A 17109-nucleotide genomic window follows, 5' to 3' on the forward strand; every position below is an offset into this window, starting at 1 on the left:
TCGCACCCTATATAATATAAAATGTCTTGCGGAAGTGGCTCAGGGGTAGAGCATCGCCTTGCCAAGGCGAGGGTCGCGGGTTCGAATCCCGTCTTCCGCTCCATAGTAAGAAGGAATATCATGCCGAGGTGGCGGAATAGGCAGACGCAGCGGACTTAAAATCCGCCGGGCATTGCGCCCGTACCGGTTCGAGTCCGGTCCCCGGCACTCAACTCTATCGATGGCAATTGGTGAATTGAAGTTCACCAATTGCCATTTTCCATGAAAAACACGTGTGAACGTTTCGCTTTTAATACTGGATCAACGAATCGAGGTGTTCGTGATGAGTGATCGTGAATTTTTAGAAAGCAAAACGAGAATTACTTTACAAGCAGAAGCAAATTTCTCTTTGAGTGCGCAAGAATTACAAGAACGACTGCAAAAAGATCAATATTTTGTAAGCGAAGAAGTTTGCAGAAAAATCGTTCATTATCTCTCGCAAAACAAGCCAATTGGCCTGCGTGGTGAACCGGGGGTTGGCAAGTCGGAGTTACCTGAACGCATGGCGCAATTGCTTCAAGCAGAGTTAATTGACATTGAATGCCATAGTGAGCTTGAGGCGACAGATATTGGTGTATCTTGGAACTCGTTTCGTCAACTCATGGATGCGCAGATCGTAAAGGTGGATTTTGAACCTTTTTCCTTGCCGTATTTAAATCAGACTCCATTGTTGCAAAGTCTTTTATCTACAAAGCCAGTTGTTGTTAGAGTGGATGAGGTGGACAAACTAAACGAAACTACCTCGAATTTCTTTTTGCGTTATCTTGATAAACGTGAACTGATTGTGCATGACTTGGCTGCTGCTGAGAAATCCATTCGCCCGCATGCCCCGATTTATGTCTTTTTGACTAGCAATGACTATCGCGAACTCGATCCTGCTCTTATGCGGCGCATTGCTTGGATTCACTTGTCGTTTCCAAATGAAGATCAACTGACAGAAATTTTAACTGCAAAAACAGGCGCGCCATTGAAAATGGCACGACGTGTAAGCTATCTCGTCCGCCGGTTGCGCGAGCTTTCTCTCATTAAGAAACCTTCAATTGGTGAAGCGATTGAGTGGACGAGGGCTTTGTTGTTGGAGAGTGATGGAAATCTGACGCTCGATGCGTTACATGTGACACTTGGTTTTGTGTTGAAATATCGAGAAGATGAGCGTAAGGGGTGGGAGGCGATGCAGTCATGGTTTCTAGGCGAGCAGGCCGGCCTTTAAAGATTCGCAAAATATTTGATGATTGGAAACGACACCGTGTCTATAAGCGATCTTTGAATCGGCAAATCGATGCCTGGATAGCTGCGCAAGTTCTTCGCGCACAAGATGGACAAGAAACTTCTGTGAAATTGCAGGCAAATGGAATGGAGGCACCTGCGTATCTCGCTTCGGAAGCCGCAGAACGTCAGAAAAGTGGTGTATTTTATAAATCTCATGAAGCGGGTGAAAACTGGGGCGGGGAGTATGTGAGTGATATAGATGCACCGGCATCAAGTGAAGGTAAGGCGGCAAATATGAAGTCTGAAGAGTCTGTACGGAAATCCCCTGCTTCTTCGTTGGATGCTGAGCAAGCGTTCGTTTCAGAATCATTGGAAACTGCGGAAATGCTGCATATCGAAAAGTGGTTTGAGGAGATGGGACGTGATTTTGAGCGGCAAGTGCTTAAACGGGATCAAATCATCCAAAACACAGGGAGCACTCCTATAACGAAGGAGTTTGACGCTTTAAACCAGTCGACGCTCTCGATGCCGATCATGGAGCAAGGGCTTGATCAATTAAGTGAAACAGCGATTGAAAATATCCGGCAACTGATGCTGCGTTATACATTGTCGTGGAAGCGCGATGAGGTGATGAAAATCGTCGGGGTGCAGCATAAGCAAAGGCATAAAGTAATCGATTCAAAACGAACGATTCGCAAATACTTAACTGCACCTTCTGGGATGATCACACGTTTTGCGTATCGTGAAAGTCGCTCAAAGATGCTACAGCGCGGATTACCGATGCAATTTTTAGTGATTGGTGATGTCTCTGGATCTATGGGGCGCTATGTGGGTGTTGCTCTTTATCTGCTCTCGAGTTTGCGCTCTCTTGCGCTTGTTGATAGCTATGTGTTCTCTGATGCGGTTACACATGCAAGCCCACTCTTAACCGCACAGACTTTTCGAGAACAATTTAACGAACTGAAAACGCATGCAGTTTCATGGGAATATGGGACACGCTTAGGCACTGCACTAGAAACGATTCTTGAGCAAGCATCACTTACGAAACAGACGATGGTTGTGCTTTTTACTGATGGGGGATTTAGTTTAGAACCGGATGAGTGGGGAAAAACGGTCGTGGGCATCCAGGATCTCTGCAAGCGAGTTCATCATTTGATCCTGGCGACACCCAACGATCATCTATATCGCGAGGGGTTAGCGTGTGCCGGGAAGTTATGGGATGTACAGGGAAATCCGCAGAAAGCCCCTGATAGAAAAGATCCAATTGAACAAAAAATTGCGCGCTTTGGTTTGCTTGCGCGCTACAGTAAAGAGGTGGTTCTTTGTCAATCCCCCGCTGACGTTGTGATTTTGGTGCGACGTCTTATTCAATCTGCACTGATGTCGTAAAGCTTACTGAATGGCCATTTCAAACCAATTAAGCAGAGCATCTTCGAGTTTTTGCTCAATACTGTGTGCATCAAAATCTTGTGCATAGACTTCGGTCGGTGTCATTTGCGGATCTTTCATCACTAATAATTGGACATGTTGACCTAGTGCAAGGCAGTGTAAAGCAAGTATATGGTGATTCACAAAGAGTAATGCGCCTGAAAGAGTCGCGCTTTCTGGGTGAAATACTTTGATGCGCGCATCAGCGTTCGCAAAATCTTGAATCACGTGCGCAACGACTGCATTCACTTTGTGTAAGGTTTCGTCGGACAGGCTCCAATATTCATAAGCTGTCGAATCTAGTTCAGACTTCTTTTGGGCATTTTTAGTTGCCGCATTTTGTACTTTTTCAGCGATTGCGTTCATTTGATCACCATTTTCTTTATCTCAGTTGGAATATCCCCCTCTTTGCGTAAAAATATACGTCCCTATTCATCCTTTACGCGAGAATCCAGGAGTCGCACGTCTCCTGGATTTGAATGGATTATCTTGGTTTTAAAATGCTGCTACCAACAGGGACCACGACGCGATTCGCGTTCGTGTTCACGATCCCGGCAAAGGAAGTATATAAGGCTAATATGCCAGTGAGTAAACCAGTCCATCCACCAATAGAGGGGCTAGAACCACTGAAATTAGCGATTGCGAGTAAAAAGAACGTAATAGTAAGAAAAAGAAAAACGAGAAATAACGCACGGTTAAGATACAAGGTTCCGATAAACATGTATAGTGTGAAGATGCCCCACATGAGTAAAAACATCCCGACACCTGCACCAGTAGCGGATCCGAGGCTTGATATATGTGTAACTAAAAGATAAAAGGCGATCCAAAAGGCACCGTATGACGTGAAGGCTGTTGCACCAAAAGTGTTGCCTTTGCGAAATTCCCACATACCTGCTAGAAGTTGCGAGGTGCCGCCATATGTCAAAGCGAGAGGCAGCACAACACCAATATCTGCTCCGGGTAAGAGACCGGCGTTGATCGAACTTAAGACGCAAGTTGTAAGTCCGAATCCGGCTAATCCTAGAGGACCTGGATCGGCGATGGCATCAGGTTTCTTTTCACTCATAGAGTCAGCTCCGTTCTTATAGAATTCTTATTTGTATCCGTTTACATCAAGAACAATAATGTAATCTTGGAAAGTTGTCAATAGTAATTCAATTATGATCTTTTGGTGTGGAAAGTAGTTTCCAAAGAATGCGTAGTAATAAAATAGCCCCAAACGCAGCGATCAGTAAAAGAAGGCTAGATCGTAATGGATGAAGAGAGAAATTTAACCAATGCATGATGATTGGACTTGCTTGAATTAAATTGCTAAGGACAGAGAGAGGCAACAAAATAAATGAAATATACGTAACGAGTTGCGTTTTTTTTGCCTCTTGACGCAATTCGCGTTCTTTTGTTTCTAGTTCGCGCTCTTTGGCGACCTGTTCTAAGTATCCATCGATGTCATGCACTTCTTCTTTCAACTCGTTATACATCTGTACAATGTGAAAAGCGCGTTGCCAACGTCTGTATAATTGATCGCGTTCTTCGCTAAAAGATGCTTGGCTAAAGTAACAGCGTGCAGTAAAGTCGTAGATTTGCTCTCGTAGCTGGCGCAACTGTTTCGCGTGATCAGGCACAGTAGATGCTTCTGCCGCCTTCATCGCATAGCGTAAAATGCTCATGCGTTGATGAAGTGCGAGCAACATCATATAGAAATAGTTTGTGCGAAAAGATTGCATTGCAGCGGAGTTACGACCTCTAAAATGCTGCACATTTGTATCATAAGCAAGGACAAATCCACCTTCGAGTGACTGTGTGTGGATGACATTATGATAGGGCATGTAGTTGTATTGAGAATCTTCAAATGTTTGTCTGGCAAAGCGACTGCCGTTATTTGACGGAAGTGTTTTGCGTAGGACAATCAAATGTGAAAGAGCAAATTCTCGAAAACTAGCATCCCATTTATTGGGCTCTTCAGAAGAAAGGGATTCCGTGCGGCGTAACAACAAGGCACCATAGATAGGCAAAAATGTGTCGCACATGGGTTGCCAACAACCTGTACCAAGTCGTTCTGCCAGTGGTGATAAGAGGTGGTGAATCCACTCCCGCATCGTGCCAGGTTGACCACACATGAGTGGGAGCAAGGCGCCACTCGAACAAACGGATGAGAGATCGTATTTTGGATGGCGTTGGCGCATCGGTTTACAACGAGCAAGTGAAGCCAAGTCAGCGTTGATATTTTCAATCCATTCTACGGAAATCTCGTCGGCTCGGGACCAGTTAGGGGCGATCTCAATTGTGAGAAATCCTACACCATTGAAAAACAGGTACAATTCGATCGAACTCATTTGGAAGCCAGGGCTTGACGCTTCCATACTCGTTGTTTGCATATCGTCAAATAGCGGCAAAATGTCCTCATGAATTCGAAAGCGGCGCTGATTTTGCGGTAATCGCATATATCGCTTTACGTAAGGCAACATGTTGTCTAGCTCTGAAGTTTGAAATTGGCATTCAACCCATAATGGGATTTTGTGTTCTTCATCAGGAAAAGGAATGAAAAAGCGAGCGATTTTTTCGGCTGCTTGTTCAAATGTGAAGTCTTCATCAAAATCAATCCAAAAAGGGTATACGAATTTGGTAAACGTGTCTTGTACGGTCCACACTTCCGTATGCCCCTTTCGCTAGTCTCTATAGATTCAATACTTTAGCTTACCGTGAAAAGGCAAGCTTAACAAGAGGCTTATCCTTGGCAATGGCTTGTCCTTGGCACTGACAGTTGAAGGTAGGGTTTTTCCCGATAGAAAAGCTTTTCATAAGCGCTATGATAATTTAGCAGGAAGCGATGAAACTCCCGATCCCATAGCGTTGAGATGTGTTGCCATACAATTTGGTAACCTGAGGAGGCTCGTCGCTTGGATAAAGCGCAACGAGAGGAAGGGAATGTGAATGGGTCAAGACAGGCACTACACGGTCGTTATCGTCGGTGGTGGGAGCGGCGGTATTTCAGTGGCTTCTCGCCTAGTTCGCGCAGCGAAATCGCTCCGCCACCGCGTTTTAGTCATTGATCCGGCGGATAAGCACTATTATCAACCGCTGTGGACACTCGTAGGTGGCGGGGCTGCACCCAAAGAAGTAACTGAACGCGCGGAAGCGTCGGTGATCCCAGAGGGTGTACAGTGGTTACAAGATGCGGTAACTGAATTTTTTCCACAAGACAACTATTTAGTAACAAAAGGCGGCAGTAAGGTTCATTATGACTACCTTGTTGTAGCGGCAGGTATTCAAATTAATTGGGATGAAATCAAAGGATTGAAAGACGCCATCGGCAAAGATGGTGTATGTAGTAATTATTCTTATGATTATGTTGAAAGCACGTGGGAAAGCATTCGCAATTTTAAAGGCGGCAGAGCTATTTTCACCTACCCGAATACCCCGATCAAGTGCGGAGGGGCTCCACAAAAAATCATGTATTTGGCTGAAGAGCATTTTCAAAAAGCGGGTGTTCGCGATCAAGCAGAGATTGTCTTTGCTTCTGCTGGAGCGAGCATTTTCTCTGTCAAAAAGTATGCAGATGTACTAGATAAAGTGATTGAGCGAAAAGGAATTAAGACGGCCTATAAACGAAATCTCATTGAAATTCGTGCTGATAAAAAAGAAGCGGTCTTTGAAAACCTCGACACGAAACAACAGGAAGTCATGAAGTACGATATGATTCATGTGGTTCCACCAATGAGTGCGCCAGCGTTTATTAAAAACAGTCCACTTGCAGATGCAAACGGGTGGGTAGACGTTGATAAACACACACTGCAGCATAAAAAATACCCGAATGTATTTGGTTTAGGAGATAGTTCGAATCTGCCCACTTCAAAGACGGGAGCAGCTATTCGCAAGCAAGCGCCGACAGTGGAAAAGAATTTGCTAGCACTTATGCGTAACCAACCTCTTCTTAAAAAATACAACGGATATACCTCTTGCCCGCTGGTTACAGGTTATGGCAGCTTGGTGCTCGCTGAATTCGACTATGACCTCTGTCCGATGGAGACATTTCCGTTTGATCAGGGGGTCGAGCGATTTAGTATGTACGTTTTGAAAAAAGAGCTTCTGCCGATTGTGTACTGGGATGGCATGTTAAAAGGCCTGATGTAAACTTTTCCTTTGCAAAACTTCAGGTCGATCGTGCAAATTCATGGGGGAAAGCGGGGACAGAGTATGGAAGATGTGCAAACAGGGACGACTTCAGCGGTTGACGATGCGCTCCTTCTCACCCTCTCTGATGCTGATGTTCAAGAATCATTAGTTGCGGCACTGCAAAAGTTGCCAAAATTAATGGAGTTACTGGATACGGCAGAACGTTCTTTAGAATTTGTTCAAGCTGTGTTACAGGATAAAGAGAGTATGAAGGGATTACTCGCAGGACTTGATGAAGAGCTTGGCGGGGTCAACATCGACAAGTCAACAGTAATTGGACTTGTCACACTGATCGACAAACTTCCTAAATTGGTGAGGTTTGTATCCCTCTTCGAGCAAGTCGCTGATATTACAGAGGCGATCGTTACAGACCAGGAGTCGCTCGCACAAATCACAAGCAGCGTCGCACAGTGGACAGATCCCGTCCGCTCGAAGGTACAGGATGGGATGTCGATTGTAAATGAAGCGAAACAACGAGCGGCTAAAGATCGTACAACTGTTTCGCTGTTTGGAGCATTAAAATTATTGAAAGATCCAACCGTGCAACGCGGTTTGCGATTTGTCAATGCAGCACTCGCTGTGATTAACGAACGCAATCGTGACAGTGGATCTCGTCCTGCACAAATGCGTGCGACGGCAAACACAAATGGAGTTACATTTAATTCTTAATGGAGGGAAAAGCGGATGTTATTACGTTACTTTTACGATGAGAAATTAGCGCAAGCTTCTTATTTGGTGGGTTGCCAAGCGACAGGCGAAGCAATTGTGATAGACCCTGCACGAGATGTGACTCCTTACTTAGAGGCGGCTAAAAAAGAAGGGGTAAAGATTGTTGCAGCGACAGAAACGCATATTCATGCAGACTTTACTTCCGGTGCCCGCGAACTTGGCGTAGTCCATGGGGCAACGCTGTACCTTTCCGATGAAGGCGGACCAGAATGGCGACATCATTATCTGGATGAAGTCAATCATGTGTTGATAAAAGATGGCGATCGGTTTAAAATCGGGAATCTTTATTTTCAAGTTATGCATACGCCTGGGCATACGCCAGAAAGCGTATCGTTTTTGCTCGAGGATCACGGAGGAAATCAGCAACGTGGGGCCATGGGGATCTTTTCTGGCGACTTTGTTTTTGTCGGCGATGTAGGGCGGCCTGATTTACTTGAAAAAGCAGTTGGCGTGAGAGGCTCTTCAGAAGCTGGGGCTCGTCAGATGTTTCAATCGCTGCAGCGGTTTAAGGAACTGCCGGATTATCTGCAGTTGTGGCCAGCGCACGGTGCAGGGAGTGCATGCGGGAAGGCGCTTGGCGCGATTCCGTCGAGTACAGTTGGCTATGAAAAGCAGTTTAACTGGGCACTTGCACATACCAATGAAGATGAGTTTGTCGCAGCGCTTTTGGCAGGACAACCGGAGCCGCCAGCGTATTTTGCGATGATGAAAAAGTTTAATGTAGAAGGTCCGGCGTTGCTGCGAGATGCGATGGTGCCAAAAGAAATGCCGGCGGGTGAATTGACAGCTCTGATTGAATCTGGGGCACTTGTGATTGATACGCGACCGGCGGCAGAGTTTCGCAAAGGGCACGTGCCAGGTACGATTAACATTCCGCATAACAAATCTTTTGTCAATTGGGCAGGATGGCTGATTGATTACAATCAACCCGTGTATTTAGTCACCGATCGCAATCAAGTGGAGCAAGTCTTGCATGATCTCCATTCGATAGGCATTGATCAGGTTCCAGGATTCTTTGATTTAGAAGCAGTTGCTTACCTGGAGAAAGAGGGCGTGGAACTTCATACTTATGAAGAGACAACCCCTTCTGACATTGCAGAAAAGGTATTGGCGGGCGAAGTGCTGGTGATTGATGTGCGCAATCAAGCGGAGTGGGACGAAGGCCATATCCCAGGGGCGCAACACATCATGCTTGGGAAATTAAGCAGCCGTTTGCACGAGATTCCGCGCGATCAAGAGATTGTATTGCAATGCCAGTCGGGAGCGCGCTCGGCGATTGCGACCAGTATTTTACGGGCCAATGGATTTACGCAAATTCGCAATCTAGCGGGTGGATTTTCACAGTGGCATAAAGATGGGTTGGTTGTTGAAAACTAGGAGGAAATGTGCGCGTTTGAGATGAAGGAAAGCAAGTGGCTGGCAGCGAATCAGCTCGATCAAGGGAGACCTTGTATGGGCTGTGCTGCCAGCCTATTTTGTCGGGTTAGGCTTCTTTGATGCGAGGAGTTAGCAGCAAATAGCCGCCAAAAGTTACACACCATCCTACGACCATCGTCCACCAGAATAAGCTTGGCATACCTAATCGAGCTGCAGTCCCAGCGGCAGAAATAATTGCAATTCCGATTGCCAGCGTGAGATTGCCAAATAAAAAACGTGCTCTTTTGCGCCGTCGCAGAGTTGAGTAGACAGACCATAAAGCGACTAGAAAAACGGCAAGCGCCCCCAAAGAGTTCATAAGGATGAGAAAAGGTAACCATAGGCCTGGCTGAATTACATAAATTCCAGGCCCACCGTGAATCGTCGCTAAGGCGTTCCATGAAATGGGCGCTTGCAATAAAAGCACGCTTCCGATCAGTCCGATCACCGCGAGTAATGCCGCAACAGAGTTCACTGTGCGCCTGCGCCAAACGAGTCCAAGACTACCTAACCCCATCAGTGAGGGCATCCATAATCCACCAAGCAGATAATAAGTGCGAAACCATGCTCCACTGTGCGGATGTGAAGCAATGCTGATACAGTAGGCCAAAGCAGCTCCAAATGAGAAGAGTAAAGAGATTAACCAAAATTGCTCGCTTACTTTATGTGAATGGATCCATTTACGCCAGACGGAAATCGCAAAAATAAGGGATAAAAGTGCTACAAATGCAGGAGCAATGATCATGAGTACGAGATCCTTTCTGATTTTACATCGCTGATCATTTGATTATATAACAATCAAAAAATGAAGAGCAAAATGTACGTATTAAACATTCTGGAATTTTGAATCGCAGAAAAAGGCGCAAGAGCGCCATCCGATCTGACTGAGGATCACGCGTCCTCTTGTACGATTTGGAGGCACTACTTGCGCAACTTGTAAAGCTTTCCTGAGCAAATGTTAATGAGGCTCACTTGTATGTGTAGCAACGTATTTTGCATCGATGATAAAAAGTCGTCGAAACCAAAGCAGTGCAGGCGTCATCACCAGCAACCCAACGATTAAAACAAGTAAAGTGGCACGAAACATAGAAGAGTTTGAAGCTGCTTTCGTAAATGTGAGATACGGGTACAGAATATAAGGTGCATGGCTTAGTGCATACCCAAACTGTGCTGTCACAATCTGCCCAATTGTAAGTAGGAGGATCCAAAGTGAAGTTCTATTTGCTTTTGGTTTCCGCCGGCGAAACAGTAAAAGACTATAGCTGATAATGAAGGCTGCAAGGGACAGTGCCATCGCCACGCGCCATAATAGACTGATACTACTCGGAGCAAGAAGTGAAAGTCCGTCTGGGGTTGGCGTTGAAAAAGCAAAAATACCTAAAACAAGGCTGATTGGTCCAGTCCATAGTGCTCCTTTGCGAAAGCGTTGGTAGGCAGTCCCCAGTCCGCCTAAGTCAGCATAACGGGCGAGAAAGAGGGCCGATAAATAGAGAGAGAGAAAGATTCCAAACGCCATAAAAAGATAAACAACGGGACTTGTGAAAAAAGCACCTATCAAAAGTTGATAATTTGCATTCACATGCGTGATATATCCGCCTTGCGATAGGGGCAGTAAACTGATAAAGACACCAGGCAGTAAAAGTCCAGTTATGCCTGCGATATAGATGGTTTGTTTGCGAAATCGTTCAGATGCGTAACCAAATTGCAAATATCCACCGCGCAAGGCAAGTAAAATGAGCAAAAGTGTTGCAGGTAAGGCAAGAACGGTGCCATAAGCGAGTGCTGCTTGTGGAAATAACCCAACAAGTGCGACAGGAATCACGACTAAAAAGGAGTTGATTAATTCCCATGTTGGGGAAACATAGGTTAAGGCAACTGACTCAGCGCGCCAATTGCCGCGCAAGTGAAAATGCCAGCGCCAATAACTAGATCCAAAATCAATTGCGCCGAAAATTGAATAGACAAAGACGAGGAGCCAAATAAATGCTGCACCTGTAGCGCTTAGGTTCATGCGATTACCCCCGAAGAATCCGTTTTGGTCCCAGTAATATCCGCAGTATCATCATCTTCACGAAGTGGATGATTCTTGAAATAATGGCGCAAAGCCCACACTGTGGCGATCAGCAATACAGTAAAGAGCACCATGAAACCGCCAAACATAAGCCCTACGTCAGGTGTTGTCGTAACCGCTTGGGCTACGGTCATCAATCCATAAATGATCCACGGTTGGCGCGCTTCTTCTGCAAAGATCCAGCCATCTTCAATGGCGAGCATCGAAAGAATGCCAGTTATAAAAATGGTCCAGAGTAACCAACGCGGAGTTTCTTTTGTCCGAGCTTTAAAGCGATACAAGAAATAGACAAAAGCGACGGCAATTGCAAAAGTACCGATGCCAACCATCGTGTCAAACATGAGGTGAACAGGAATTAAAGGAGGCCAAGTCCACTTTGGAAACGTATCAAGGCCACGCACGGTACCATCAAAGTGGAATGTTGCCAGCCAACTTAACAGTCCTGGGACGGGAATGCCTCCGACAATTTTTTGTTGAGCGGTGTTTACGATTCCGCCAATGACTAGGGGTGCATACCGTGTTGTGTGAAATAGACCTTCCGCTGCAGCCAGTTTTTCGGGTTGGTAGACTGCAAGCATTTTCCCTGCAGCATCACCTAAAAAGGCTGTGCAAACTGCTGCGATCCCGCCAACTGCCACAGTGAGAGTCAAGTTTTGTTTATGGTAGCGCCGTTCAAACTCAGATAAATGTGGCTTTAGCAGATTTTTTGCAGCGACTGCGGCAAAAACGAAAGCAACTGCCATATAGGCGGATGCGAGAACATGAGCAAGTTCAGTGGGCATAGAAGGATTGAACATCGCCGCCCAGGGATTTGCATTTTCCACTTGTCCATTTGCCCAGGTAAGACCTGTTGGTGTATTCATAAAGGCGTTCACATCTGTAACTAGGAGTGCTGAGAGTCCTGATCCGATAGAAACAAAAAGCGAGCTAAAAATGCGCGCTTTTTCACTTAATCGGTCACCGCCATAGACATAGATCGCGAGGAAAAGCGATTCCATCATAAAGGCGAATACTTCGAGTTCAAAAGGAAGATTAATAATTTGGCCCACGACTTCCATAAATTTCGGCCATAAAACGGATAGCATTACAGCGACAGTAGTGCCTGTCACAATACCTACCCCGACTAGTAAAATCGCTACGCGCGTCAATCGTTTGGCAAACACACGATAGAGTGGATTCTGCGTGCGAAAACTCATGATTTCCGCTAAGAAAATGAGAAAAGGCGTTCCCACCCCGAGTGTTGCATACGTGATATGATATCCTAACGTAATGCCAAACAACGCGCGCGCCATTACTTCTTCTGACATGCTTGGTGACCTCCTTGTAAAAACAATATCATGGCGTTTTCATCTTACATTCGCAGAGATTAGGGAGGGGTCGGGTAAAACCCGATTAGGGGAAAACCCTTGTTTTCGAGTTTGTCATGTTTCCTCTACACTTAAGACGAATACACGACAAGGTGATTTCCTGATATTTCCGTTCGTCACGGATTTGCCAAGTATACATGAGTTTTAGGTACAATACATGAACGCTTTCTTGAATATTTCATGAACAGTTCTAAAGCGCTGTGCGGTTTGAAATCTTTGTGACGAGGTGAGATCGTGGGCATTGAGAAAGTTCGTTTGCCACGAAGAGTAATCCGGTTACGCAGCACAGCTTTCAGCTGTAATTCACAGCGATTAAAGGAATATCTGCGGTTGCGGCAATTATTTTTTATGCTTAGTGACGGCATTATTGTCATGGATCCACAACGCACGATCGTTTTTGTTAATCCGGCGGCTGTGCGTCTTACGGGGTGGCAAATCGGGGATAAAGTACCTTATTGCCTGTTTTGTCAAAATCGCAAAGTTGCATCAGGGGATGAACGCTGCTTGCTCGCTGCAGATCCGACGCGCCATTATTTTGAATCTGAAATGCCGACAAAGATGGGGCGACCTGTTCCTGTTGGCATGAGTAGAACTTTTTTAACTGCAGAGGAAGGTGCGTTTCGTCGCGATATGGTGATTACCGTTCGGGATGTAACGGTTGAGCGGCAGGAAGAAGAGCTTGAACTTAGTCGTCGACTTACGCATCACACGCTAAAAGTACAAGAAGAAGAGCGAAAGCGCTTATCTCAAGAATTGCACGATGGGATTTCTCAGACACTTTATGGAATTAGCCTTGGAATGGAACATTTACAGCGACACATTAAAGATCAGATTTTATCAGATAAATTAAACCATCTACAGGATCGACTGCGTTCTTGTATGCAAGAGGTTAGAGTATTATCGCGCAGCCTGTATCCGGCAGTGCTCTACGATATTGGCTTATTAGCTGCACTGCGCTCTCTCGCAGATGAGTTGACCACGGAACAGTGTCAGGTGCAATTTGCGACAGATTTAACGGAAGAGGATGGGATTAGTGCGGCAGTGGCTGTGCAGGTCTATCGGATCGCGCAAGAGGCTATCCGCAATGCTTTGCAGCATAGTCATGCAAGTTATGTGAGCACCGTGTTGCTTGGTTCGGATGAAGAGGGTGATTGGTTATTGCAGATTGAAGATGATGGCAGTGGATTTACGTTAACAGATGGCGAGACAGGAAATTCTGGCTACGGCTTACGCAATATGCAAGAGCGTGCACGTGCCATTGCAGGGTCGTTTGAATTAAAGACGGCTTTGCGGCAGGGGACGACGATTCGCATTAAGTTTCCCAAAAGCGGGGTAAGGGAGTGAGAGAGATGAAAGAGATCCGCATTATTTTGGTGGATGATCATGCGTTAGTTAGACAAGGAGTGCGGACACTGCTCGAGGAAGAGCCTGGATTTCACGTAGTGGCGGAAGCGGAGACAGGTGATGATGCAATTCCGCTCGCCGTGCGCGAACAACCTGATGTCATGTTGCTAGATGTTCACATGCCACGTGGAGTAGATGGTGTGACGGCTGCGCGCAGAATTAAAGAAGCTGTGCCTAGTACGCGGATCTTCATGCTCACGATGTTTGACGATGAGGTGCATTTGGAGCGAATGTTGCTTGCGGGTGTAGATGGGATCTTATTTAAACACGATTCGAGTCAAGAGATTATCAGCGCGATTCGCTCAGGAAAAGGGGTGCCGTATCTGCCACCGCGAATTCGCCCAGAAGTGCGACAGAGGCTTTTAGACCTGTTAAAGGCGCCGGCAAAATCCCAAGGAGTGACTGTACTCACTCCGCGCGAAACAGAAATATTAGCTTTTATTGCGCAAGGGTATACAAATCGCGAAATTGCGGAGCGGTTACACATCAGTGTAAAGACGGTAGAAGCTCATCGCGCACGCATTGTCGAGCGCATTGGGGCAGAATCGCGAGTGGATCTGATTCAGTACGCACTTCAGCACGGATTGATCGCTAAGCCGATCCAGTGAATAGGTCATAACAAGCAACTGCATGAGTTAAAAAAGTATGAACTTCGTCTGGTCTAAGTACATCGATGTAGCTCAAACCTCTTCTTGTATGCTATTATACCCCCTATGGTAATTTGTTTGCCAGGTGTCTTTGCGCTTCTATTTTTTGTAAATCTCATGAACGAATTGGCACAACTTCCTATCAAGCATAACGGGTAGGGAAATACCCGATCAAAAATTGCAACAGAGAACGCTACGATAGGGAGGAACAATGAATTTTGGAGATGGAGGAACAACCGGACAAAGCGACTGCAGTTTGCAGTTTCGCATCGAGGGGGAAATCTGGATGAAGCGCAACTAATCGTGTGAAACGGTTCGTAAAAGCGCAATCTAGACACACAGGATTTCACGGCGACAAGCGATTTTTAATTTTTATCAATTGGTTTAGGGTACATGAAAGAGGGGGAAGAGCGATGTCGATGGATTTGACACCCTTGCAGGTTGTGCTCGCTATCCTCTCAGGTGGCGTAGTGGGCTTCGCATTAGGGCTAATTGGCGGGGGCGGATCTATTCTTGCCGTTCCTTTGTTATTATACGTCGTGGGTTTACACAATGCTCACTTGGTGATTGGAACTACCGCACTGGCGGTTGCTGTAAACGCTTATCTGAATTTAATACCACACGCACGTGTGGGAAATGTTCGCTGGAAAGCGGCGATTGCGTTTGCGATTCCAGGTGCGATTGGTGCTTATATCGGATCAACGCTTGGAAAGGATATGGATGGGAAAGCACTTTTGTTTTTGTTTGCAATTTTAATGTTGGTAGTTGCTGTCTTGATGCTTAAACCAAAGAAAAATACTGATTCCAGCGACATAGAACAGCAGATTCAGGTTAAAATGGGAAAAGTGATTCCCGCTGGGCTCATTGTTGGGATTGTCTCTGGATTCTTTGGAATCGGTGGTGGATTCCTGATTGTTCCTGGACTTTTGTTTTCAACAGGAATGCCGATGATCTGGGCGATCGGCAGTTCTTTGTTTTCAGTTGGCACGTTTGGATTGACGACGGCAGTAAACTATGCGATGAGTGGGCTTGTTGATTGGCTTGTCGTACTTGAATATGTCGGCGGCGGTATCGTCGGGGGCGTTCTTGGCGCGATGCTTGCCACGCGCTTAAGCAAAAGTAAACGTTTATTGAATTACGTGTTTTCGTCGATCATCATCGTCGTTGCAATTTACATGTTGTATGTGAATTTTAGCGCATTCCATCATCTATAAACTCTCTGGTAGGAAAAGGGTTGCGCGATTGCGATGCGCGGGGAAAGGGGGGATCTAGATGAATATCTTTTTTGAACGGGACTGGTCACAGTTAACGGCTTTCACTGCTTGCGCAGGGTGAGCAGCAAAACTAGGTCCGGGGGACCTCGCAGCGATAATGGAACCACTTTTGCAGTCCCAGCGAGTCGATGAGCGGTTGTTAATCGGACTTGATCGACCGGATGATGCGGCGGTTTATCAAGTGCATGAAGACCTTGCGCTCGTTTTTACGGCAGACTTTATCACGCCAGTTGTTGATGACGCATATACGTATGGAGCGATTGCGGCGATCAATTCGCTAAGTGATGTTTATGCGATGGGCGGGCGGCCGGTCCTCGCATTAAACCTTGTAGGGTTCCCCAAAGACATGCCAAAGCAAATCGCAACTGAAATTATGCGTGGCGGTTTTGAGCGTGTACAAGAAGCGGGTGCGCTCGTTGTGGGAGGCCATACGGTTGAAGATGAGGAGCCAAAATTCGGGCTTGCAGTCGTTGGATTTGTTCATCCAAAGCATATTTTGCGTAAAGGGGCAGCTATGCCGGGTGATGTGATTTTATTGACCAAGTCGATTGGTACAGGGCTTTTAGCGAAGTGTGGTAAGCATGCGGTGATTGCAAAAGAGCATCTGGAGACTGCCTCGCGCAGTATGAGTAAAAGCAATCGCGTCGCTTCAGAAATAGCTGTACGACATGGTGTGCTAGCTGCCACAGATGTGACGGGTTTTGCATTACTCGGACATTTGATGGAAATGGCGACACTTGCCCAAGTGGGAATTGAACTTTCCTACAAATCCATCCCCATATTACCAGGTGCATTGGCGCAAGCGCGTGATGGAAGCTATTGGCCGACAAAGACATGGGAAAACATGGAGCATTTTGGTGAGTCTATCGAGTTTGCCTCCTCTTTAGCAGCATATCAACAGAGTTTGCTTTTTTCACCAGAAACTTCTGGGGGACTCATCTTAACGGTGCCGTCAGAAAAAGTAGATGCGATCATGGCAGATTTTAAAGCACAGGGAGAATCTGCACAGGTGATTGGACGTGTAGTCAGTGGGCGCGGGTTTGTCGTTACAGAATGAGTTTTAAAAGGATCATAGGAAGAGAAAATCGCGGGAGATCAGTGACAATCTGATCTCCCGCGATTTAGTTAGGATCTTTTTAGCGCATCAGTATAAGCGCGCTCATCAAATCCGACGAGGATTTGCTCATGAATGACAGTCACAGGGACGGTCATTGCATCTGTCAATTGCCTCATTTCTTGTCGGTACTTGTTGTTAAAAAGAATGTTGCGCTCCTCAAAGGGGACTCCTTTCGCCGAAAGGAACCGTTTTGCACGGGCGCAGTGTGGTCACAGAGGAACCACATACATAATGA

14 protein-coding genes, 2 tRNA genes and 2 pseudogenes are annotated in these 17109 nt (G+C 46.1%); 11 read left to right on the forward strand and 7 right to left on the reverse strand.

The window, feature by feature from the left end; genetic code table 11:
- Positions 1 to 28: 28 nt before the first annotated feature.
- The 4 genes from BM613_RS02810 (at position 29) to BM613_RS02825 (ending at position 2637) form a co-directional block, all read left to right on the forward strand.
- Positions 29 to 103, forward strand: a tRNA-Gly gene (locus BM613_RS02810).
- 19 nt (positions 104 to 122) lie between these two features.
- Positions 123 to 207, forward strand: a tRNA-Leu gene (locus tag BM613_RS02815).
- 115 nt (positions 208 to 322) lie between these two features.
- The gene (locus tag BM613_RS02820) at positions 323 to 1249 is read left to right on the forward strand and encodes an AAA family ATPase (protein WP_109429658.1); all 927 of its coding nucleotides are present in this window, start codon (positions 323 to 325) and stop codon (positions 1247 to 1249) included.
- Positions 1219 to 2637, forward strand: a complete 1419-nt coding sequence (locus tag BM613_RS02825; protein WP_109429659.1) for a VWA domain-containing protein — start codon at positions 1219 to 1221, stop codon at positions 2635 to 2637. The genes BM613_RS02820 and BM613_RS02825 overlap by 31 nt, the downstream gene beginning before the upstream one ends.
- 3 nt (positions 2638 to 2640) lie before the next feature.
- Here BM613_RS02825 and BM613_RS02830 read toward each other — a convergent pair whose 3' ends face one another.
- From BM613_RS02830 to BM613_RS02840, 3 genes are all read right to left on the reverse strand, one after another.
- The gene (locus BM613_RS02830) at positions 2641 to 3042 is read right to left on the reverse strand and encodes a hypothetical protein (protein ID WP_109429660.1); all 402 of its coding nucleotides are present in this window, start codon (positions 3040 to 3042) and stop codon (positions 2641 to 2643) included.
- A gap of 118 nt (positions 3043 to 3160) precedes the next feature.
- Positions 3161 to 3742, reverse strand: a complete 582-nt coding sequence (locus tag BM613_RS02835) for an acetate uptake transporter (protein ID WP_109429661.1) — start codon at positions 3740 to 3742, stop codon at positions 3161 to 3163.
- A gap of 88 nt (positions 3743 to 3830) precedes the next feature.
- On the reverse strand, positions 3831 to 5324 hold the full coding sequence (locus BM613_RS02840; protein ID WP_109429662.1) for a hypothetical protein: 1494 nt from the start codon (positions 5322 to 5324) through the stop codon (positions 3831 to 3833).
- Between the two features lie 283 nt (positions 5325 to 5607).
- Here BM613_RS02840 and BM613_RS02850 point away from each other — a divergent pair, with 283 nt between their 5' ends.
- From BM613_RS02850 to BM613_RS02860, 3 genes are all read left to right on the forward strand, one after another.
- On the forward strand, positions 5608 to 6807 hold the full coding sequence (locus BM613_RS02850) for an NAD(P)/FAD-dependent oxidoreductase (RefSeq protein WP_109429664.1): 1200 nt from the start codon (positions 5608 to 5610) through the stop codon (positions 6805 to 6807).
- Between the two features lie 63 nt (positions 6808 to 6870).
- Positions 6871 to 7518 (forward strand): helical membrane plugin domain-containing protein, encoded by a 648-nt coding sequence (locus tag BM613_RS02855; RefSeq protein WP_109429665.1) that lies wholly within the window; start codon positions 6871 to 6873, stop codon positions 7516 to 7518.
- Between the two features lie 15 nt (positions 7519 to 7533).
- Positions 7534 to 8955: an MBL fold metallo-hydrolase gene (locus BM613_RS02860; protein WP_109429666.1), complete on the forward strand. Its 1422-nt coding sequence runs from the start codon at positions 7534 to 7536 to the stop codon at positions 8953 to 8955.
- A gap of 106 nt (positions 8956 to 9061) precedes the next feature.
- Here the strand turns inward: BM613_RS02860 and BM613_RS02865 are convergent, their stop codons facing one another.
- From BM613_RS02865 to BM613_RS02875, 3 genes are all read right to left on the reverse strand, one after another.
- Complete coding sequence (locus tag BM613_RS02865) at positions 9062 to 9739, reverse strand: hypothetical protein (RefSeq protein WP_109429667.1); 678 nt, start codon at positions 9737 to 9739, stop codon at positions 9062 to 9064.
- A gap of 213 nt (positions 9740 to 9952) precedes the next feature.
- A complete protein-coding gene (locus tag BM613_RS02870; protein ID WP_109429668.1) occupies positions 9953 to 11005 on the reverse strand; it encodes a cytochrome d ubiquinol oxidase subunit II in 1053 nt (350 codons plus the stop codon).
- Entirely contained in the window at positions 11002 to 12372 is a 1371-nt protein-coding gene (locus tag BM613_RS02875) for a cytochrome ubiquinol oxidase subunit I (RefSeq protein ID WP_109429669.1), read from the reverse strand. Before BM613_RS02875 ends, BM613_RS02870 begins: the two co-directional genes overlap by 4 nt.
- Positions 12373 to 12666: 294 nt before the next feature.
- On the opposite strand from BM613_RS02875, the gene BM613_RS02880 reads away from it, so the two are divergent.
- The 4 genes and pseudogenes from BM613_RS02880 to selD all read left to right on the forward strand — a co-directional run.
- A complete protein-coding gene (locus BM613_RS02880; protein ID WP_245926218.1) occupies positions 12667 to 13776 on the forward strand; it encodes a PAS domain-containing sensor histidine kinase in 1110 nt (369 codons plus the stop codon).
- 5 nt (positions 13777 to 13781) lie between these two features.
- Complete coding sequence (locus tag BM613_RS02885; protein WP_109429670.1) at positions 13782 to 14444, forward strand: response regulator; 663 nt, start codon at positions 13782 to 13784, stop codon at positions 14442 to 14444.
- 452 nt (positions 14445 to 14896) lie between these two features.
- Entirely contained in the window at positions 14897 to 15697 is an 801-nt protein-coding gene (locus BM613_RS02890; protein WP_109429671.1) for a sulfite exporter TauE/SafE family protein, read from the forward strand.
- A 133-nt stretch (positions 15698 to 15830) separates the two neighbouring features.
- Positions 15831 to 16814: pseudogene (gene selD / locus BM613_RS02895) on the forward strand (selenide, water dikinase SelD); the annotation flags it as partial.
- A 68-nt stretch (positions 16815 to 16882) separates the two neighbouring features.
- Here the strand turns inward: selD and BM613_RS15635 are convergent.
- A pseudogene (locus BM613_RS15635) lies at positions 16883 to 17071 on the reverse strand (glutaredoxin family protein); the annotation flags it as partial.
- Between the last annotated feature and the right edge of the window lie 38 nt (positions 17072 to 17109).

Source organism: Sulfoacidibacillus thermotolerans, from assembly GCF_003144315.1.
GTDB lineage: Bacteria > Bacillota > Bacilli > Alicyclobacillales > SLC66 > Sulfoacidibacillus > Sulfoacidibacillus thermotolerans.